Source organism: Dongia sp. agr-C8 (genome assembly GCF_054658695.1).
Genome location: NZ_BAAGHZ010000001.1, coordinates 992,242 through 1,012,340 on the forward strand (window position 1 = coordinate 992,242; position 20,099 = coordinate 1,012,340).

The window sequence follows — 20,099 nt, forward strand, 5'->3', positions numbered from 1 at the left end:
TGAAAGATGCCCGGGTCGAGCCCGGGCCTGACGGTTGGTGGGTCAGTACCCCAGTGCGCAGCCGTCCTTGCGGGGATCGGAGCCGGCCAGCAGGACGCCGCGGTTCCAGTCGATGGCGATCGCCTGGCCGCCGCCGAGCGGCGAGTCCAAACGCATCATCTTATGCCCACGGTCGGCGAGGCCGAGGAACACCGCCTCGGGGATGCCGCTTTCGGCGCCGACCAGCCCGTCCTCGTGGTGCACCCGCGGGGCATCGAGCGCCGCCTGGGGGTCGAGGCCGAAATCGACCATGTTGGTGAGCGCATGGACCTGGCCCATCGGCTGGTAATCGCCGCCCATCACACCGAAGGACAGCGCCGCCTTGCCTTCGCTGGTGACCATCGCCGGGATGATCGTGTGCATCGAGCGCTTGGCCGGCCCGATGCAGTTGGGGTGGGCGGGATCGAGCGAGAAGCAGGCGCCGCGGTTCTGCAGCAGGATGCCGGACTTCTCCGTCGCCCGCGCGCTGCCGAAGCCGTAGTAGATCGAGTTGATGAAGCTGACCGCGTTGCGGTCGCGATCGACCACGCTGAGATAGGTGGTGTCGGGATGCGGCTGCAGCATCCGCGCCTGGTGCAGGTCGAGCGTCTGGGTGGGCCGGATCTGCGCGGCGAGGCTGCGCGCATATTCCTGGGACAGCAGTTTCTCGACCGGGATCTCGGCGTGATCCGGATCGGCGATATGCCGGTCGCGCGCGAGATAGGCGAGCTTGGCCGCTTCGATCTCGAGATGCAGCCGGTCCGGCGTCAGCGGGCCGGCGCCGATCATCGGGAATTGCGAGAGGATGTTCAGCATGAGGAGCGCGGTCAGGCCCTGGCCGGGTGGCGGGCATTGCCAGACATCGAGGCCGCGATAGCTGGTCTTGATCGGCAGGACATAGCCGCCGCGATGCTCCGCCAGGTCCTGCAGGCGGAGCAGGCTGCCTTCGGCGCGCAGCGTGCCGACGATGTCCTCGGCGACCCAGCCTTCGTAGAAGCCGGCAGCACCCTTCCAGATGATCTCGCGCAGGGCCTTGCCCAGCAGCGGCAGCTTAACGATGTCGCCGGTCTTGGGCGCGCTGCCGCCCGGCAGATACTGTTTCGCCGCCGCCGGATGGCGGGCGAGCCGCGGCGCGTCTTCGGCCCAGTCGGCCGCGACCCTGGGCGCCACCGGAAAGCCGTCCTCGGCATAGTGGATCGCTGGCCGCAGCAGCTGGTCGAGGCCGAGCTTGCCATGGTCCTTGGCGAGGCGGCACCAGGCCTCCACCGCACCGGGCACGGTGACGGCATGGATGCTGTCGGGGTCGAGCTTGGCGATGCGCTTCTCGCGGAACCAGTCGGGATGGGCCGCCCGCGCGGCGCGGCCGGCGCCGTTATAGGCGAGGATGCGGTCGCTGCCGCCGACCGACATCAGCACGAAGCAGTCGCCGCCGATCCCGGTCATTGCCGGCTCGACCACGGCGAGGACGGCAGCGGCCGCTATGGCGGCGTCCATCGCCGTGCCGCCGGCCAGCAGCATTTCGATGGCTGTCAGTGTTGCAGAGGGGTGCGACGTCGCCGCGGCGGCCTGGCCGGCCACCACCACGGAACGCCCCGGCGCTTGAAAATCCCGTCCCCCAGTCATCAATCTCGCTTAACGGGACGGCGGGGCCTGCGCAAGGCCTCTCGTCACCCGCGTCCCCGGACTTGATCCGGGGATTGACCCGCGGGTCTGCCGGAGGGAGATGCGCGGATCAAGTCCGCGCATGACGACGGAAATGGAGCCCCAGTGACCCGGGTCACTGCGCGCTGGACGGAACTCGGCTATTGTTTGAACCGTCGGCTGGCAGGCGCGACGAACTTACCAGTACCGGACGCGACCGGTATCGACATGGACGAAGTTCGACGCCGTATACATGCCGACGCCGCCGCGCTTCAGAGAGACGGCGGTCTCGTGCAGCGTCCGGAGCTTCACGTCGGCCAGGCGGATATCGATCGCCTTGCCGTCGAGATGCATGCTGCGCTTGGCGACGCCGCTGCTTTCGGCGTTCAGCATCGAGTTGGTCTTCGGGCTGCGATAGCCGGAGATGATCTGGAACGGCTGCTTGCTGCCGGTCTTCCAATGCAGCTCGGTCAGCAGATCCAAGAGCTTCAAATCCATGGCGAAGACGTCGCCGGTGCGGAAGTCGCGCAGGATGTGGTTGATGTCCTTCAGCGCGCCCTTGTCGAAGCTGGCACCCCGGAAATAGGTCGCCTTCAGCTTCTCGTCGGTATGGGTGTTGTAGAAGGTCAGCGTCTTGTCGCCGGACGAGCCGGTGGACGCGAAGGCTGCCGCCGGCACCATCATGCTGGATGCGGCAGCGGCCAGGCCGAGGCCGAGCAACCGGCGGCGGCCGAGCAGGGGAGAGGAATCGGTGGTGTTTTCGTGTTGGGTCGCCGCGAACGGCCCTTGCGATGCCATCATTCTCTTCGGTGCTATTGAGGTTATGGGCGAAAGTTTGCACAGATGTTCTTGCATGGCAAAGTTAATTTGCCCTTGACAGAGCATTTTAGATAAATGCTCGCACCTTCGTGATAGTGGCCGAAATGCCTTGTTGGACAGGGACTTGACCCGCCGGGGTGATTCGCGGCAAATCCCGCGTCACGATTTGTTACCGTTTTGAGGACCCGACGTGCCGATCCTGCTCGGCCTGGATACCGGCGGCACCTATACCGACGCCGTGCTGTTCGACCCCAAGAAAGGGGTCCTCGCCTCGGCCAAGGCGCTCACCACCAAGCATAATTTGTCGATCGGTCTCAAGGGCGCCATCGAGAAGGTGCTGCCGCATCTGCCCGCGGGCGTGGCGCCGGCCGAGATCGCCCTGGTCTCGATGTCCACGACGCTCGCGACCAATGCCATCGTCGAGGCCCATGGCGCGCCGATCTGCCTGATCCTGGCCGGCTATGACGCCAAGGCCCTGGAGCGGGCCAACCTGAAGCAGGCTTTGGGCAGCGACCCAGTGGTCTTCATCGCCGGCGGGCACAAGCCCAGCGGCGACGAGCAGGCGCCGCTCGATCTCGAGGCGGCCCGGGCGGCGATCCTGCAACATGCGCCGAAGGTCGCGGCTTTTGCCGTGTCGGGTTATTTCTCGGTCCGCAACCCGGCCCATGAGCTGGCGCTCCGCGATCTCATCCGCGACCTCTCCGATCGCCCGGTCTCCTGCGGCCATGAACTCACGTCGAAGCTCGACGCGCCGCGCCGGGCGCTCACCTGTGCTTTGAACGCGCGATTGATCCCGCAGCTTCAGCAGCTGATCGTTTCGGTCGCCGGCCTGATGGAGGAGAAGGGGATCGACGCGCCGCTGATGGTGGTGAAGGGTGACGGCTCGCTGATGGATTCCGCCATGGCCTTGGCTTGCCCGGTGGAGACGATCCTCTCCGGCCCGGCGGCGAGCCTGGTCGGCGCCAAGCATCTCTCCGGCGAGGACACCGTCATCGTCTCCGACATGGGCGGCACCACGACCGATATCGCCATGCTGAAGCACGGCCGGCCGGTTCTGAACAAGGAAGGCGCCACGGTCGGCGGCTGGAAGACCATGGTGGAGGCGGTTGCCGTCCACACCTATGGCCTCGGCGGCGACAGCGAGGCAAGGATCGACGAGCATCACGGCTTCACCCTCGGGCCCCGGCGCGTGGTGCCGCTCAGCCTGCTGGCGATGCAATACCCGGCGGTCGTCGACGTTATGCGCGCGCAGGTCGAGAGCGATGAGATGGTGCAGTATCGCGGGCAGTTCGCCTTGCGGCAGCGCCCGCTCGACACCGGCTCCACCGGATTGAGCGCCGGGCAGCAGCAGGTCTGGGATCGTCTCGCCGACGGACCGGTGGCGCTCTCCGACATGATCGTCGGCCCGGCCGTCGCCCGGAATCTCCAGCGCCTCGTCGATCGCGGGCTGGTGGTGATCTCCGGCTTGAGTCCGAGCGACGCGGCGCATGTGCTCGGGCTGCAGACCGGCTGGAACCGCGAGGCGGCGGAACTGGGCGCGCGGCTCTTCCTGCGACGCGCGCCGCAGGCCGGCTGGCATCCGCCGAAGGATGCCGAGACGCTCTGTCGCGACGTGGTGGAGCGCGTGGTCATCCAGTCGGGACGCGCGCTGCTCGATGCCGTGATCAACGAGCAGGCGCGAATCGATGATCACCATTGGGGCGGTCTCGGGCGCTATCTCATCCAGCATTCGCTGTCGGCGAAAGATGCGGTCTCGTCCGATGAACTCTTCGACGCCGTGCTGTCCCTCAAGCATCCGCTGCTGGCGATCGGCGCGCCGGTCGGCAGCTATTATCCGGAGATCGCCAGGCGTCTCCGCACCCGACTGGTGATTCCGAAATTCGCGGAAGTCTCGAATGCCGTGGGCGCGGTCGCGGGCGGAATCATGCAACGTGTGACGGCCGTCATCACCTCTCCCGCGGAGGGTCGGTTCCGCGCCCATCTTGCCAGTGGAATCAAGGATTTCGCCGATCTCGAACTGGCCTGCGAACACGCCCGGGAATGGGCCACGGCGACCGCAACCGAGCAGGCCAAGGCAGCCGGCGCGGCGGAGATTGAACTTTTCCACGAGCGCGACGACAAGATCTTCGAACAGCCTGGCGGGATGAAGATCTTCATGGAAAGCAACATCGCCGCCACGGCGTTCGGCCGACCGGCTCTGGCGACCGCGTAACCACGCTGGTCGATCCGATCTGAGATCGGCGTCACAGCCTCCACCCATGACAGAGAGCGGCTGCTTTGGTAATCTCCGGCCGCCGCTCCAGACAGATTGGTGAACCATGCGACGCGCAACTTTTCGTAACGCCGCCCTGATTTCGGGCGCCTTTTTTCTGGCTGCGGCAGGCAATGCCTGGGCTGAATCCGCCGACCGTTTCGCCGACAAGCAGCCGGCGCCGACCGAGGTGCCGGAGCTGCCGGTGGCGGCGCCGAGCGCGGTGCCGAACATCGCCGCGGAGCTCGACGCGCTGCAGCGCGACCCGACCACCGCCGGCCTGAAGCTCGATTGGAATGCGCTGAAGGAATACTACGCCGCGCGTGGCAACAACGCGATCTGGACCACCGCGAACGGCTACACGCTTGTCGGCCAGGCCTGGATCGTCCAGATCCCGCGCGCGGTGCGTGCCGGCATGCCGATGCCCGAGCAGACCCTGTTCCGGGTCGCCGGCATGACGCCGCCGACCGACCAGGCTTCGCAGACCCGCAACGAGGCGTTGATGTCGGCGGTGTTCGTCGCCTCCGCCGTCGATGCGATCGGGCCGCTTGGCAGCGCCAAGCTGCGCGGCGCCGCGGTGCTCGACAAGGTCGCGGCGGCGAAGGATCCGGCCGACGCGATCGCGCAGGAATGGCCGGTCTACTACCGCTTCTGGAGCCTCTACGCGAAGCTGCCGACCTATGTCGCCTATTATCAGGCCGGCGGCTGGCCGAGTGTGCCGAAGGTCGACAAGGTCGAGCCCGGCCAGACCAACGAAGTCATCCCCGCGGTGCGTGCGCGCCTGCAATATACCGGCGAGCTCGCCGCGACCACGGCCTTCACCGACAATGTCTATGACACCGACCTCCAGGCCGCGGTCGCCGCGTTCCAGCGCAGCCATGGCCTCAACGATGACGGCGTCATCGGCGGCCGCACGCTGGAAGAGCTGAACGTCTCGGCCGAGAAGCGGCTGCAGATGATCCTCTTGAACCTCGACCGCATGCGCGAGCAGGGCGGCAAGTTCGAGCCGCGCCACCTGGTCGTCAACATCCCGAGCCAGGAAGTGAAAGTGATCGAGGACGGCAAGGTCGCCTTCATGACCAAGGCGATCGTCGGCAAGATCGACCGCAAGACGCCGACCCTCGACAGCGTGATCAAGGTCGCGAAGTTCAATCCGGAATGGAACGCGCCGCACAAGATCGCGTCGAACGACGAGGTGCGCCGCATGCGTGCCGACCCGAGCTTCCTGGAATCCCATGGCTTCACCGTCTATGACGGCAACGGCATGGAGGTTTCGCCGAGCTCCATCAACTGGCACGAGGTCGGCCCGGGCAACTTCCCCTACCGCCTGGTCCAGGCGCCGGGGCCGGAGAACGCGCTCGGTCCGGTGAAGCTCGATTTCCCGAACAAGGATGCGGTCTATCTGCACGGCACCAACCAGAAGCAGCTGTTCGCCAAGCAGGACCGCTACTTCTCCTCGGGCTGCATGCGGATGCAGCAGCCGATCGACATGGCCGCCTTCCTGCTGTCCGACGATCCGGAATACCAGCGGGACCGGGTCGACCAGATCGTCGAAAGCGGCAAGACCGTGCTGGTCCCCTTGAAGACCCCGATGCCGGTCCATGTCGTCTATATGACCGCCTGGACCGACGAGGACGGGGTGCTGCAATTCCGCAAGGACATGTATAAATACGATCGCTATGCTGCGCTCCCGAACGACCTGCAGCCCGCCGCGAACCTGGTCGCGGAGACGCAGCAGCCCGCGAAACCTGCAAAGACCGAGTCAAAATAACGATGCATGCCCACCGCCTCTCCGCCGCCGCGATCGGCCTCGCCGGTCTCCTCCTGACCTTGATTGCCGGTAATGCTTCGGCGGACGGCGTGAAGGGCTTCGAAGCCTATGAGAAAGGCGACTACGCCACGGCGTTGAAGGAGTTCCTGCCCCTGGCCGAGGCCGGCCAGACCTCGGCCGAGGCCGCGGTCGGGCAGATGTATTTCGAAGGCAAGGGCATGGCGCCCGACCCGAAGGAAGCGGCGCGCTGGCTCGAGCCCGCCGCCGCGAAGGGCAATGCCCGCGCCCAGTACCTGCTCGGCAAGCTCTATCTCTCCGGCGAGGGCGTCGCCGCGGCCGATCCGGCCAAGGCTGCGGCTCTGACCAAGGCCGCGGCCGACCAGATGCTGGTCGAGGCCCAGGTCGATACCTGCGCCTTCTACTACCAGGGCGTGGGCGTCCAAAAGGACCTGGTGCAGGCCTATCTCTACGCCAACCTCGCGGCGCAGCAGGGCAGCCAGGACGGCACCGCCATCCTCACCTTGCTCTCCCAGGACATGAAGCCGGAGGACGTCGCCAAGGGCGACGCCGCGGTGCGCGCCTGGAAGCCGGTCCTGCCGGATATCCAAGATCCCAACATTCAGTAACGACTCGCCGGAAGCGAATCGTATTCGCTCCTGATCTGTGCGAGCCTTGCGGGCCACCGTCTCGTGAACCCGAGGATTCGCCGCCGTCATGGTTGCCCTGCTGGTCATCGCTGGGCTGTTCTTCCTGGTCATCGTTCCGATCCTCGCCATCAGCGCCAGCATGAGGGCCGGCGCGCTGCGCGGCGACGTCACCCGGCTGCAATCCGTCATCAACTCCCTGCAGCGCCGCCTCGGCGAATTGGAGCAGGGCAGGACGCCGGTCGCCGCGGCGCCGACGATCGCCGCGCCGCCCCCGGAACCCGTCGCCGCCGCTGAGCCCGCACCCGCGACTGTCGCAGTCGCGGATGCACAGCCCGAGCCCGCCGCGCCGCCCGAGCCCGCCATCATCCCGGAGCCGGCCAAGGCGGCGTCGCGCAGCTTCGAGCAGCGCCTCGGCGGCAGCATCTTCGTCTGGATCGGCGCCGTCATGCTGGCCTTGGCCGGCGCCTTCCTGGTCAAGTATTCGATCGATGTCGGCCTGCTTTCGCCGGCTGTCCGCGTCTTCCTCGGTCTGTTGATGGGTGCGGCGCTGCTGGGTGCCGGCCAGTGGATGCGCAAGCGCTCGGCCAACATCGCGCAGGCGCTGGCCGCCGCCGCCATCGCCGACTGGTTCGCCAGTCTCTTCGCCGCGACATCGCTCTATCACCTGATCGACCCGCTGACCGGATTCATCGCGCTCGGCCTGGTGACCGCGATCGGCATCGCGCTCTCGCTGCGCGAAGGCATGCTTGTCGGGCTGGTCGGCATCGCCGGCGGCTTGATCACCCCAGCCATCGTCCACACCGATACGCCGCAGCCGGCGGCGCTGTTCGTCTATCTCTATCTGATCCAGCTCGGCGCCCTGGTGCTGCAGCACAAGCGCGGCTGGTGGCAGCTGGCGGCGCTCGGCATCGGCGGCGGTCTGTTTTGGGCGCTGGTGCTCGCGTTCTATCCGTCCACGGCACAGGGCGCGCGGCTCGCCGCGCTCTGGCTGCCGCTCTTCCTGCTGGCGACCGATCTGACCCAGCTCTGGTCGCTCTATGGCAAGGGCGGCGTCGCGATCAGCCGGGAGATGACCATCACCGCGCGCGCCGCCAGCATCGCCTGCTGCCTGCTGATGGCCTTCTGGCTCACGACCGGAAGCTACCGGCTCGACGACTGGGGCTTCCTGGTCGCGCTGGTGCTGCTGCACCTGGTCGCGGCGCGGAAGTTCACGCGCGAAGAGATTCCGGCGCTGGTCGGCGCGGCGATCGCGGTCGCCGCCTTTGCCGGCTGGAGTCCCTTCGGCTACGACTGGAGCGCGCATGCGGCGATCGACCGCAGCAGCGACGTGATCCTGATCGGCCTGGTCCTCGGCGCGATCTTCGGCGCCGGCGGATTTTGGTTCGAGCTCGGTTCGCAGAAGCCGGTGCGCTGGGCGGGCCTCTCGACGCTCGGCACCGCCTTCCTGTTCGGCGGCGCCTATCTCAACCTCAAGGAGGCGGAGCTGCTGCTCCCCTGGACGATCCAGGCGGTGATCCTCGCGGGCTTGCACATGGGCGCCGCTGAACGCTTGAATCGCCTCCGGCACGTGGATGCGCGATACACCGGCGCGCTCGGCCTGCATTGCCTCGCGGTCTCGGGCTTCCTCGCGCTGGCGGTGCCGATGCAGCTGGAGCAGGAATGGATCGCGGTCTCCTGGGCGATCGAGCTGCCGATCATGGCCTGGGTGGCGCTGAAGCTCGATCTCCCTTGGCTGAAGCGCGGCATCTGGGCCGGCGGCGCGCTGGTGGTGGCGGCGGTGCTGCTCTCCGGCTTCCCGGCCGGCGAATGGATCCTGTTCAACCGGCTGCTCTACGGCATCGGCATTCCCTGCATCGGGTTGATCGCCACCGCGCAGATCCTGAAACGCACGGAGGCCGACAAGGAAACGCGATTGCTGGTCACGGTGCTGGAACTGGCCGGCGCCGGCTTGCTGGCGCTGCTGATCGCCCTGGAGATCGACCATGCGGTCGGGCGCGTGGTATTCGACAGCGGCGCAAACTTCCTGCGCGTCGGACTTGCGATCAGCGTCTGGGCAGCGCTGGCTTTGGCGCTGCATCATCTCTATCGGCGCCAGAACGATCCCGCCTTGCTCTATGCGGCGCATGGTTTCACGGTGCTGGCGTGCCTCGGTTTGGTGCTCGGCGGAATTATCGCGGTCAATCCGTTGTTCGAGCATGTCCATGTCGGCGAGACCTGGGTGTTCAACCGGCTGATGGTGGTCTATGCGATCCCGGCGGTCCTGTTGCTGCTGCTCGCCGACCAGCTGCGCCGGCCGGTGCTGCCCACCAAGGCCGGCGAGGCTCCGGCGCGGATCGTCGGCCTGCTGGCGCTGGTCACTGGCTTCATCTGGGTCACGCTCACGATCCGCCAGATCGCCCAGGGCCCGTTCCTCGATGCGGGCTTGATCACCGACGCCGAGCAATACGGTTACTCCGCCGCCTGGACGCTCTACGGGCTCATGCTGCTGGGCCTCGGCACCTGGAAGCGCAGCCAGATCCTGCGCTACGCCTCGGCGGTCGTCATCCTGATCACGGTCTCAAAGGTGTTCCTGATCGACGCCTCGGACCTCACCGGTCTCTACCGGGTCGCGTCCTTCCTCGGCCTCGGCCTGAGCCTGATCGGGATCGGCTACCTCTACCAGCGCCTGCTGTTCCGGCGGGCCGAGTAGACCCGCTACGGCCCCGGCCGTTTCCGGCGAAACTTGATTTCGTACATGCGCTGTACATGCATCGACGCAATCGCTGGGGTTTCTTCAATCCGTTCTCAAAGGTCAACCGCGGCGGTCTCCTCGCGGAAGCTACTCGATCCAGGCCACGCGCAGCGTGTTGGTCGAGCCGGGGCGGCCGAAGGGCACGCCGGCGGTGATCACCAGGCGCTCGCCCTTCTTCGCGAACTCTTGCTTCAGCGCGACCCGGGTCGCCTTGTCGACCATCTCGCTGAAGGTGCGGATGTCGGCGGTGTGGACGCAATGCGCACCCCAGAGCAGCGCCAGCCGCCGCGCGGTGGCGAGGTCCTCGGTCAGGCAGAGGATCGGCGCATCGGGCCGCTCGCGCGCGACCCGCAAGGCGGTCGAGCCCGAGGTCGTGTAGGTGACGATCGCCGAGGCGGTCAGGGTGCGCGCGACCTGGGCGGCGGCGGCGGAGATCGCGTCGGCGCCGGTCGCTTCCGGGTCGGAATGCTGGGCGTCGATGATGCGGCGGTAGGAGGGATCGCGCTCGGTCTGCTCGATGATCCGGTTCATGATCGAGACCGCCTCGATCGGATATTTGCCGGAAGCGGATTCCGCCGACAGCATCACCGCGTCGGCGCCGTCGTAGATCGCGGTCGCCACGTCCGAGGCTTCCGCGCGGGTCGGCGTCGGGGCGTTCACCATGGATTCCAGCATCTGGGTCGCGACCACCACCGGCTTGCCGGCCTTGCGGCTGGCGACCACGATCCGCTTCTGCAGGCCCGGCACGACCTCGGCCGGGAGCTCGACGCCGAGATCGCCGCGCGCCACCATCACGGCGTCGGAGAGCTCGATGATCTCATCGAGATGCTCGATCGCCGCCGGCTTCTCCAGCTTGGCGATGATGCGGGCGCGGCCGGCGATCAGGCGGCGGGCTTCGGCGATATCCTCCGGCCGCTGCACGAAGGAGAGGGCGATCCAGTCGGCGCCGAGGTCGAGCCCGAAGCGCAGGTCGCCGCGGTCCTTCTTGGTCAGCGGCGAGACGTTGAGCACGGCATCGGGGATGTTGACGCCCTTGCGGTCGGTCAGGCGCCCGCCGGTCAGCACCTCGCAGTCGATGCAGTCCTTGCCCTCTTTCTTCACGACCACGCGGATACGGCCGTCGTCGAGCAGCAGGTTGGAGCCGGGCGCCACCGCTTCCAGGATTTCCGGATGCGGCAGGGGCGCCCGCTTCTCGTCGCCGGGCTTCTTGGAATCGAGGTCGAAGCGGAAGGCCTGGCCGGCCTTGAGATCGACGCCGCCCTCCTTGAAGGTGCCGACCCGGAGCTTCGGGCCCTGCAGGTCGACCAGCACGCCGATCGGCCGGTCGAGATCGTCCTCGATCTCGCGGATGATGTCGTAGCGCGCCTTATGGTCCTCGTGGGTGCCGTGGGAGAGGTTGAGCCGGAAGATGTCGGCCCCGGCCTTGAACAGCGCCTCGATCTGCTTGCGCGTGGTGCTGGCGGGCCCAAGCGTCGCGACGATCTTGGCCTTGCGTTGGCGTCTCATCCCAAGCCTTTTGTAATTGTAGGATTAATCTCGGTCGACAAGGATAACACGGAAGTCATTGACGTTGGTACGCGTCGGGCCGGTCACGATCAAGTCCCCCAGCGCGGAAAAGAAGCCGTAGCCGTCATTGTCGGCGAGGCGGGCCTTGGCTTCGACGCCCAGCCCGGCCGCCCTGGCGATGCTGTCGGGGCTGAGCAGGGCGCCGGCATTGTCCTCGGTCCCGTCGATGCCGTCGGTGTCGCCGGCCAGGGCATGGATGCCCGGCCGGCCGTCCAGCGCCACCGCCAAGGCCAGCAGAAATTCCGCGTTGCGTCCACCGCGACCCTGGCCGCGCACCGTCACGGTGGTCTCGCCGCCGGATATGATGGCGGCGGGGGCCGGCGCCGGCTGACCGTGGCGCTGCACCTGGCGGGCGATCCCGGCATGGACCAGGGCGACGTCGCGGGCCTCGCCCTCGAGATCGCCGAGCACGATCGGCCGGTAGCCCTGCAGGCCGGCGACGGCGGCGGCGGCATCGAGCGCCGCCTGCGGCGTGCCGAGCATCACGGTGGAGGCGCCGGCGAGGCGCGGGTCGCCGGGCTTCGGCGTCTCCGCCAGCGGCGATTCCAGGTGCCGGCGCACGGCGTCGGGCATCGGCATCTTGTATTTCTCGAAGACCGCGATCGCGTCGGCCACGCTGGTCGGGTCGGCGACGGTGGGCCCGGAGCCGATCACCGACGGATCATCGCCCGGCACGTCGGAGATCAGCAAGGTGACGACGCGCGCCGGATGCGCGGCGGCGGCGAGGCGGCCGCCCTTGATGCCGGAGAGGTGTTTCCGCACGCAGTTCATCTCGCCGATATTGGCGCCGGATTTCAGCAGGCCCTTGTTGACCGCCTGCTTGTCGGCGAGGGTCAGCGATCCGCCGGGCATCGCCATCAGCGCCGAGGCCCCGCCCGAAATGAGGCAGAGCACGAGATCGTCCTTCGTCAGGCCCTCCGCCTTTTGGAGGATGCGGCGCGCCGCCTGCTGCCCGGCCTCGTCGGGCACCGGATGCGCGCCCTCGACCACCTCGATCCGCTGGGTCGGCAGGCCGTGGCCATAACGGGTGAGGACCAGGCCTTCCAAGGGTCCCTGCCAGTGATCTTCCACCGCCTTGGCCATGGCGGCGGCGGCCTTGCCGGCGCCGAGCACGATGGTGCGGCCCTTGGGCGGCGCGGGGAGGCGGCCGGGCAGAATCTTCAGCGGGTCGACGGCCCCGATCGCGGCGTCGAACATGCGGCGCAGCAGTGCCTTGCGATCGATGGTCAAGACGGCGGATCCCCTGGGACTAAGCGGCGATGGCCGCACTCTATAGGCGGAAGGAGGGGGGTCAAGTCGGAGGGCGACGGAAACCGCCGCCGGAGCGGCGGGTCGGGCTCAGGCCTTCGCCAATTCGGCCAAGGCGATCTTCGCCACGGCCAGGCGCGGCTCGGCCGACGCGCCGTCCTCGATCGACCAGGCCGCCGAGAGGCCGGCATGGGCGAGGACCCATTGCAGCAGGCGATGGCGGTCGAGGCCGGCTGCGGCGGCGATGACCGAAAGCTGTTGCGACAGGCGTCCCGGCGCTTCGGCCGTCGCCGGATCGGGATTGCAGAGGATATTGGCGAAGTCATAGGCGCGCTCGCCGATGACGCCCTTGGGATCGATCGCGCGCCAGCCGCCCGCCGGGGATCGCAGGATGTTGAAATGGTGGATGTCACCGTGCAGCACAGTCACGTCACGGAGATCGGCGAGCAGATCGCGCGCCACGGCATGCGCGGTGGCGAAGAGTCCGCCCTCGCGGTCGGCGGCCTGGTGCAAGGCCGCGAACCAGAGCGCGAGCGGCATCGCCGGCGGTGGCGCGGCGGATCGGGGCGCATGCAGCTTGGCGGCGACGGCACAGACGATGCGGCTGGCTTCGTCGTCGGCGCCGCCTCGCGCCATTGTGGCGAGCGCCGCGTCATCTTCCAGCCGCTCCATCAGCAGCGCGTCGCCCTCGGCGGCGATGACCGCGGCGGCGCCGTCGCCGTTCCACCATTGCATGAAGGCGTTGCCACGCCGCTCGTCATCCTCGGTCGCGACCTTCAGCATCGCGCGCCGGCCGTCGCGGATGACCGGCAGGAGACGGCTGGTCTGGGTGACGATCGGCGCGCCGTCGGGTATCAAGTTCCAGCGCGCGAAGTAGGTGTCGAAGCACGTCAGCGGGCTCGTCACGAAGGCCGGCGCGTGACGGTGCTGGCGCGGCGGGCCAGCAGGATGCCGCCCATGATGGCGATGCCGGCCAGCATCTGCAGCGGGGTCAGTGCCTCGCCTAGGATCGGCCAGGCGAAGACCGCGGAGAAGAAGGGGTTCATGAGCAGCGTCAGCGAGGAGAAGGCTGCCGAAAGATGACCCATCGCCCAGTTGATCGAGGACTGGCCGAGCACCTGCGAGAGGAAGGCGAGGCCGCAGACCACGGCCCAGGCATAGAGATTCTGCGGCACGACCTTGTCCTCGGTGGCGAGCGCCACGGGCAGCAGGATCACGGTCGCGGTCACCGAGCCCCAGAACATCACCTGCGCGGTTGAGAAGCCACGCTGCCGCGCCGCCGTGCCGAAGCGGAAATAGAGCGCATAGGCGATGCCGGTGAAGAGGCCGAGGCCGAGCACATAGGCGTCCTTGATCTCGACCGGCTTGCTGCCGCCGGCGATCAGCCCCCAGGTGCCGATCATGGCCAGCGCCAGCCCGACCAGGAACAACGGGCGGAAGCGCTCGTGCAGGAACAGGAATCCGGCGAGCGCCACCCAGATCGGCGTGGTGTTGCCGAGCAAGGTCGCGGTCACCACCGTCGTCATGTGCAGGCACCAGTGCCAGGCGATGAGATCGGCGGCGAGCGCGGCGCCGGCGAGCATCGCGAACAGCATCGCGCGGCGGTCGCGCGGGATGAAGCCGGGATCGCTCCGCGTCCTGGCGTCGCGCAGCATCCAGGCCAGGAAGAAGGGCAAGGCGAGCCCCATGCGGTAGAAGCCGGTCGAGGTCGGGCCGACCTCGGAGAGCTTCACGAAGATTCCGGAAAAGGAGATCAGGCCCGCGGCGAAGACGAGCATCGGCAAGGCGAGACGATGGGCCGTCGCCTCGGAGAGATGGTGGCCGGTCTTGGGTACGCCGGAATCGGGCATGCTTGCTGGAATGTGATGGGGGTGCTGATGACAGGAACCGAGGCTTCTTCTAAGCTTCGGTTCCAACCCGGTCAATCGCGACCCGCGCAGCACAGGCATGCAATGACAAGCAATACGGGTGGGGATCTGCTCGTTGCAGGCGATCCGCCGCCTTTTGAAGTGGTCAACCCGGAGGGCCGCGCAAGGTTGGTCCTGTTCAGCGACCATGCGGGTCGCGCCATCCCCAAGAAGCTTGGCACTCTGGGCCTCCGCCAAGCCGAACTCGACCAGCATATCGGATGGGACATCGGCATCGCCAATCTGGCGCGGAAACTCGCCGCGGCGCTGGATGCGCCGGCGGTGCTGGCCGGCTATTCGCGGCTGGTGATCGACTGCAACCGGCGGCTCGACGACCCGACTTCGATCGCGCAGGAGAGCGACAAGATTCCGGTGCCCGGCAACCGCGGCCTCTCGGCGGAAGACCGCAAGGTGCGGCAGGACGCACTCTTCAAGCCGTATCACGCGGCCATTGACGGTGTGATTGCGCGCAAGCGCGCGCAAGGACCGGATCCGGCGGTGCTCTCGCTGCACAGCTTCACCCCGCGGATGAACGGCTTCGCCCGGCCCTGGCATGTCGGCGTGCTGTGGAACCGTGATCCGCGCCTGCCGGTGCCGCTGATGGCGCGGCTGATGCAGGAGGAGGGATTGGTGGTGGGCGACAACGAGCCCTACAGCGGGAAGGACGAGCACGGCTATTCGGTGATCGTCCATGCCGAGAAGCAGGGACTGCCGCATGGCCTCATCGAGATGCGGCAGGACCTGATCGGCGACGCCGCCGGCGTCGCGCGCTGGGCGGAGACGCTGATCCGCGTGCTGAAGGATGTCCTTGCCGACCAGAGGGTCTATCAGCCGCGCGCTTGACCCTGCCGGTTGCGCACCCGATCATGGGCGTAATCACGGTCTTGAAGAGGTCATCATGGACGAGAAGACGCAAACCGAGTTGGAAGCCGCCGCGTTCCGCCGGCTGGTGCAGCACTTGCGCGAGCGCACCGACGTGCAGAACATCGACCTCATGAATCTCGCCGGCTTCTGCCGCAACTGCCTGTCACGCTGGTATCGCGAGGAGGCGGAGAAGAAGGGCGTCACCGTTCCGGACGCGGATGCGCGCAAGCACGTCTACGGCATGCCCTATGAGGAGTGGAAGGCGAAGTACCAGAAGGAAGCCACCCCGGCGCAAGCGGAAGGCTTCAAGATCGCGCACAAGCATTGAGGCGGCGCTGAGTCCTCGCTTGAGGCGTCACGCTACCTGGCCTTCCCCCATCTTGGGAGAAGGGACTCTTGTGTAGAAGCTACGGTGAGAGAACGCGAAGGCTGAATGCATTCGCGATGGCTCTCGCATTCTTCCCCGCCCCCAAGATGGGGGCGGGTGAGGGTGGGGGTTGATGGTTCCGCTACTGTGATATAGCGCGCCGGCCTACGCCGCCAGCAGCGTCTTCAGGAATCGGTCGACGTCGTCCTTCAGGCGCTGCGACAGCGACAGCAGGCCGCGCGCGGCTTCGGAAACCTCCGACGCCGAGGCGCCGGTTTCCTCGGCGGAGACGCGCACGCTCTCGATCACGTCCGAGGTCTCGGCGGTGCCGCGGGAGACGTTCTGGGCGCTCTGCGCGATTTCGCGGGTCGCCGCGTTCTGCTGGTCGACCGAGGCGTTGATATGCGAGACCACTTCGCTGACCTCGCCGATCGTCTCGGAGACCGACTGGATTGCGGTCACGGATTCGCGGGTGGCGCTCTGGATCGCGTTGACCTGGGCGGAGATGTCCTCGGTCGCCTTGGCGGTCTGGTTGGCGAGCGACTTCACCTCGTTGGCGACCACGGCGAAGCCCTTGCCGGCATCGCCGGCACGGGCCGCTTCGATCGTCGCATTGAGGGCGAGCAGGTTGGTCTGCGAGGCGATCTCATTGATCAACCGCACGATGTCGCCGATCTTCTGCGCTGCTTCGGTCAGCTCGCGCACCTTGGCGCTGCTGGTGCCGGCTTCGTTCACGGCGCGCGCGGTGATCTCGGTCGAGCGCTGGACCTGGCGCTGGATCTCCGAGACCGAGGCCGAGAGCTCCTCCGCCGCGGCGGCGATTGACTGGGCGTCGCCGGAAGCGGCATTGGAAGCGGTCGCGGCAGTGCCGACCCGCTGTGCATTGTCGCGCGCCGAGGCCGCCATCGCGGTGGCGAGCGCGGTGGCGCGGTCGGAATCCGACGAGACCTTGTCGATGATCGAGCGGACGGCCTGCTCGAAGCTGCCGGCGACTTCGCCCAGCATGCGGCGGCGGTCCTCCTGCGCGGTGGCTTCGCGGGCGCGGATCTGCTCGGCGAGAGTCTCGGCTTCCTTGCTCGATGCCTGGGCCTTGTCCAGCGCGGCTTCGGAGTCGATGAGGGCATTGGCCATGTGGCGGGCGACCCAGATCAGCACGCCGGCCTCGATCAGCACGATGACGGCGTGGATGACGACGCGGAAGAAGTCGCCGCCGTTGGGGAACACCGCGCTGGGCAGCAGGAAGTTGAGCGCCAGGTGATGCACCGCCACGGTCGCGGTGGCGATCAGGATCACCGGCCATTCGCAGAACGCCGCCAGCATGGCGAGCGAAGCGAAGAAATACATGTGCATGTCGATCTGCCACAGGTGGCCGTCCAGGGCCGCGACCAGGGTGGCGACCGTCAGCATCATCGCGGCGGCCTGGAAGTAGCGCAGGGCGGGACCCTTCGCGGCGAAGGTCATGGCGCCGGTCGAAAGCGCGAGCACCGCGCCGATGCCGGTGACGATCCCGGGTGCGCCGTGGCGCATCCAGTCGATCAGCGCGACCAGCGGGAAATGCAGGCAGATGAAGATGCCCAGCAGGCGGGCGGTGTGCTTACGCAGGGATTCGACGGCGTTCATGATGTTCCCTTGCTCTCTTCCGGTAGCGCACCGCTGCAGCCGACGGCACTGTCGGCGCGGAAGACCAGGCTGGCCCCGGCGCGGTAAAGCTTGCTGACGAAATCGGGATCGTCGGAGACGGCGATGACGGTCTCGGCCCAGCCCCCGGCCGAGACCAGGCGTCCATCGGCGGCGGCGATCACCTGGGCGGCCGCGGCCTCGTCCTGGCCGTAAACCAGGATGCCGACCGGGGTTCCGACCTTATTCGATGGCAGCAGTTCGGCGACGCCGAGCCCGATCGTGCCGCAGACGACGAGCGCCGCGGCCGGAAGCGCTGTTGCAAGATGCTTGATCATGGTCAAGGCGCACCGATCCCGGCTGTCGCTGAAGGCGGGACTATGGCGCGATCCACGTAAACGCAGGGTTAATTTGCCGGGGTTTCCCCCACGGGGCGGGTGGGGCGTCGCTGTTTGAAGACGATGACCGCCAGCCCGGCCAGCACGACGGCGCCGCCCAGCAGCAGCGCCGGCGGCAGCGCCTCGCCGAGCAGGGTCGTCGTCACCACGATGCTGACGATCGGCATCAGGATCACGAAGGGCATCAGTTCATCGACCCGGTGGCGCATCAGCAGCCAATACCAGATGGCATAGGGCACGGCGAAACCGGCCAGCGCGATGATCGGCACCGCGCCCCAGGCGCTCAGCGGCACATCGGCCAGGGTGTGCAGCTGGCCATGCTCGAAGAGCAGCGACATAACCAGCATTTGCGGCGCCGCATAGCGGGTCATGCCGGCATAGAGCATCATACCCTGGTCCTTCGCGACCACCGGAATCGCGGCTTGTGCGACCGACCAGGAGGTGACTCCGAGCAGCATCGCCGCGAGGCCGAACCAGGCATCGGTCGCTTCCGGCTTGCCGACGACGATGACGATGCCGATGAGGCAGATCACGGAACCGAGCGAGTTCCTGATGCTCGGCTTGTCGCGGCCCATAAACCAGGAAGCGACGACCCCGATCGGCAGCTGCGCCTGCATCGCCAGCACCGCGGTCGAGGCGGGGAGGTATTTCAAGGCGACGAAGACCATGCCGGTCTGCAGCGCGCCGCCGAAGAAGCCGAGCAGGAACAAGGTGCGCTGTGGTGTCTTCGGCCGGGGATAGAGCGGCGCCGAGATCAAGGCCACGAAGGCGTAGACCATGGCGACCAGCGCCATCGGCGGGAAGACTTCGACATAGGGTTTGCAAAGCGGATAGGTGGCGCCCCAGCAGATCTGTATCAGGACCGCGAGAAGAATGTGAGTGAGCGGCATTTTTGCTTTGGCGACGCGAGGATGCCGCACTCTGCCTGGAATTTTCGAGGCGGGCAACGACACCCGTTATCCACCTTATCCACAGGCCCTGTACCGTGGACGCTGCCGGACCCGGCCGCTAGATTGCCCGACACGTTTGCCGAGTCGCATTCTTATTCAATGGAGTCACCACCATGGCCGACGCGGGGGGCATTGCCGCCGACCGGTTGAAGTCGTTCATCGAGCGCATCGAGCGCCTGGAAGAAGAGAAAGCCGCCATCGCCGGCGACGTCAAGGAAGTCTACTCCGAGGCGAAGTCGAGCGGTTTCGACACCAAGATCATGCGCCAGATCGTCCGGCTGCGGAAAATGGAGCCGCAGGAGCGCAGCGAGCAGGAGCAGCTGCTCGACGTCTACAAGCAAGCGATCGGGATGATCTGACTGCAATGACGCATCCGGCATTGGCTGCGGGCCGCGGCGCGGTCGTCACCGGCGCGGCGAGCGGCATCGGACTGGCCACTTCCGTCCGCCTCGCGTCGATGGGGCTGAAAGTCGTGCTGGCCGATCTGCCCGGCGCGGCCTTGGATGCGGCGGCCGAGACGGTGGCCCAGGCGGCCAAGGGCGGCAAGCTGGACGTGCTGGCCGTGCCGACCGATGTCGCCAAGCTCGACGAAGTGCGGCGGCTCCGCGAGCTTTCGTTCAACACCTTCGGCGACATTGCCTTTGTGATGAACAATGCCGGGGTCGAGGCCACCGCCGGCGCCTATGACGACTATGCCGGCTGGCAGAAGGTGCTCGGGGTCAATCTCTGGGGCGTCATCAACGGCGTCCATGAATTTGCGCCGGCCCTGATCGCGCAGAAGAAGCCCGCCCTGATTGTCAACACCGGCTCGAAACAGGGCATTACCACGCCGCCGGGCAACACCGCCTACAACGTCTCGAAGGCCGGCGTGAAGGTGACGACCGAGGCCTTGGCGCACAGCTTGCGCAACGAACCGGGCTGCGCCGTGACGGCGCATCTGCTGATCCCGGGCTTCGTCTTCACCGGCATGACCGCGCGCGGCCGGAAGGAAAAGCCGGCCGATGCCTGGACGCCGGAGCAGACGGTCGATTTCATGCTGGAAAGCCTCGGGCGCGGCGATTTTTACATCCTCTGCCCCGACGGCGCCGTCACCCGCGACATGGACGAGCGGCGCATGGAATGGGCCGCCAACGACATCATCCGCAACCGCCCGGCCTTGTCGCGCTGGCATCCGGACTACAAGGACGCCTTCGAGGCCTTCATGAAAGCGCCCCGCGGCAAGTAGCGCTCCATGTTTCCGTCATCCCGGCGCCAGGCGGGACCAAGTCCCGGGATGTAGGCTGAGTGTGTGGCGCTGTGTCACT

The 20,099-nt window shown here is 67.3% G+C and carries 17 protein-coding genes; 8 read left to right on the top strand and 9 right to left on the bottom strand.

The window, feature by feature from the left end:
• Positions 1–42: 42 nt before the first annotated feature.
• Both ggt and ACYQ4T_RS04565 read right to left on the bottom strand, forming a co-directional pair.
• On the bottom strand, positions 43–1,641 hold the full coding sequence (gene ggt / locus ACYQ4T_RS04560) for a gamma-glutamyltransferase (protein ID WP_459851094.1): 1,599 nt from the start codon (positions 1,639–1,641) through the stop codon (positions 43–45).
• 216 nt (positions 1,642–1,857) lie between these two features.
• On the bottom strand, positions 1,858–2,460 hold the full coding sequence (locus tag ACYQ4T_RS04565; RefSeq protein WP_459851095.1) for a YcbK family protein: 603 nt from the start codon (positions 2,458–2,460) through the stop codon (positions 1,858–1,860).
• 208 nt (positions 2,461–2,668) lie between these two features.
• On the opposite strand from ACYQ4T_RS04565, the gene ACYQ4T_RS04570 reads away from it, so the two are divergent.
• The 4 genes from ACYQ4T_RS04570 to ACYQ4T_RS04585 all read left to right on the top strand — a co-directional run bounded on the left by ACYQ4T_RS04570 (position 2,669) and on the right by ACYQ4T_RS04585 (position 9,836).
• The gene (locus tag ACYQ4T_RS04570) at positions 2,669–4,690 is read left to right on the top strand and encodes a hydantoinase/oxoprolinase N-terminal domain-containing protein (RefSeq protein ID WP_459851096.1); all 2,022 of its coding nucleotides are present in this window, start codon (positions 2,669–2,671) and stop codon (positions 4,688–4,690) included.
• Positions 4,691–4,796: 106 nt separating this feature from the next.
• On the top strand, positions 4,797–6,500 hold the full coding sequence (locus tag ACYQ4T_RS04575; protein ID WP_459851097.1) for a L,D-transpeptidase family protein: 1,704 nt from the start codon (positions 4,797–4,799) through the stop codon (positions 6,498–6,500).
• 2 nt (positions 6,501–6,502) lie between these two features.
• On the top strand, positions 6,503–7,126 hold the full coding sequence (locus tag ACYQ4T_RS04580; RefSeq protein ID WP_459851098.1) for a tetratricopeptide repeat protein: 624 nt from the start codon (positions 6,503–6,505) through the stop codon (positions 7,124–7,126).
• An 88-nt stretch (positions 7,127–7,214) separates the two neighbouring features.
• Positions 7,215–9,836, top strand: coding sequence for a DUF2339 domain-containing protein (locus ACYQ4T_RS04585; protein WP_459851099.1), 2,622 nt, complete (start codon positions 7,215–7,217; stop codon positions 9,834–9,836).
• Positions 9,837–9,965: 129 nt separating this feature from the next.
• Here ACYQ4T_RS04585 and pyk read toward each other — a convergent pair whose 3' ends face one another.
• From pyk to ACYQ4T_RS04605, 4 genes are all read right to left on the bottom strand, one after another.
• Positions 9,966–11,384, bottom strand: a complete 1,419-nt coding sequence (pyk, locus tag ACYQ4T_RS04590) for a pyruvate kinase (protein ID WP_459851100.1) — start codon at positions 11,382–11,384, stop codon at positions 9,966–9,968.
• Between the two features lie 24 nt (positions 11,385–11,408).
• A complete protein-coding gene (locus ACYQ4T_RS04595) occupies positions 11,409–12,674 on the bottom strand; it encodes a glycerate kinase type-2 family protein (protein ID WP_459851101.1) in 1,266 nt (421 codons plus the stop codon).
• 108 nt (positions 12,675–12,782) lie between these two features.
• A complete protein-coding gene (locus ACYQ4T_RS04600) occupies positions 12,783–13,598 on the bottom strand; it encodes an aminoglycoside phosphotransferase family protein (protein WP_459851102.1) in 816 nt (271 codons plus the stop codon).
• Positions 13,595–14,542, bottom strand: a complete 948-nt coding sequence (locus ACYQ4T_RS04605) for a DMT family transporter (RefSeq protein ID WP_459851103.1) — start codon at positions 14,540–14,542, stop codon at positions 13,595–13,597. The genes ACYQ4T_RS04600 and ACYQ4T_RS04605 overlap by 4 nt, the downstream gene beginning before the upstream one ends.
• A gap of 186 nt (positions 14,543–14,728) precedes the next feature.
• Between ACYQ4T_RS04605 and ACYQ4T_RS04610 the strand changes: the two genes are divergently transcribed.
• Entirely contained in the window at positions 14,729–15,442 is a 714-nt protein-coding gene (locus tag ACYQ4T_RS04610) for an N-formylglutamate amidohydrolase (RefSeq protein WP_459851104.1), read from the top strand.
• 55 nt (positions 15,443–15,497) lie between these two features.
• Positions 15,498–15,791: a DUF1244 domain-containing protein gene (locus ACYQ4T_RS04615; protein WP_459851105.1), complete on the top strand. Its 294-nt coding sequence runs from the start codon at positions 15,498–15,500 to the stop codon at positions 15,789–15,791.
• A 204-nt stretch (positions 15,792–15,995) separates the two neighbouring features.
• Here the strand turns inward: ACYQ4T_RS04615 and ACYQ4T_RS04620 are convergent, their stop codons facing one another.
• From ACYQ4T_RS04620 to ACYQ4T_RS04630, 3 genes are all read right to left on the bottom strand, one after another.
• Positions 15,996–17,450: a methyl-accepting chemotaxis protein gene (locus tag ACYQ4T_RS04620; RefSeq protein WP_459851106.1), complete on the bottom strand. Its 1,455-nt coding sequence runs from the start codon at positions 17,448–17,450 to the stop codon at positions 15,996–15,998.
• Positions 17,447–17,785, bottom strand: coding sequence for a hypothetical protein (locus tag ACYQ4T_RS04625; RefSeq protein ID WP_459851107.1), 339 nt, complete (start codon positions 17,783–17,785; stop codon positions 17,447–17,449). The genes ACYQ4T_RS04620 and ACYQ4T_RS04625 overlap by 4 nt, the downstream gene beginning before the upstream one ends.
• 68 nt (positions 17,786–17,853) lie before the next feature.
• Entirely contained in the window at positions 17,854–18,735 is an 882-nt protein-coding gene (locus ACYQ4T_RS04630) for a DMT family transporter (RefSeq protein ID WP_459851108.1), read from the bottom strand.
• 173 nt (positions 18,736–18,908) lie between these two features.
• Here ACYQ4T_RS04630 and ACYQ4T_RS04635 point away from each other — a divergent pair, with 173 nt between their 5' ends.
• Positions 18,909–19,154 carry a DUF2312 domain-containing protein gene (locus tag ACYQ4T_RS04635; RefSeq protein ID WP_459851109.1) on the top strand — a complete coding sequence of 82 codons (246 nt, stop codon included), beginning with the start codon at positions 18,909–18,911 and terminating at the stop codon, positions 19,152–19,154.
• 5 nt (positions 19,155–19,159) lie between these two features.
• The gene (locus ACYQ4T_RS04640) at positions 19,160–20,020 is read left to right on the top strand and encodes an SDR family NAD(P)-dependent oxidoreductase (RefSeq protein WP_459851110.1); all 861 of its coding nucleotides are present in this window, start codon (positions 19,160–19,162) and stop codon (positions 20,018–20,020) included.
• The last annotated feature ends 79 nt before the right edge of the window (positions 20,021–20,099 follow it).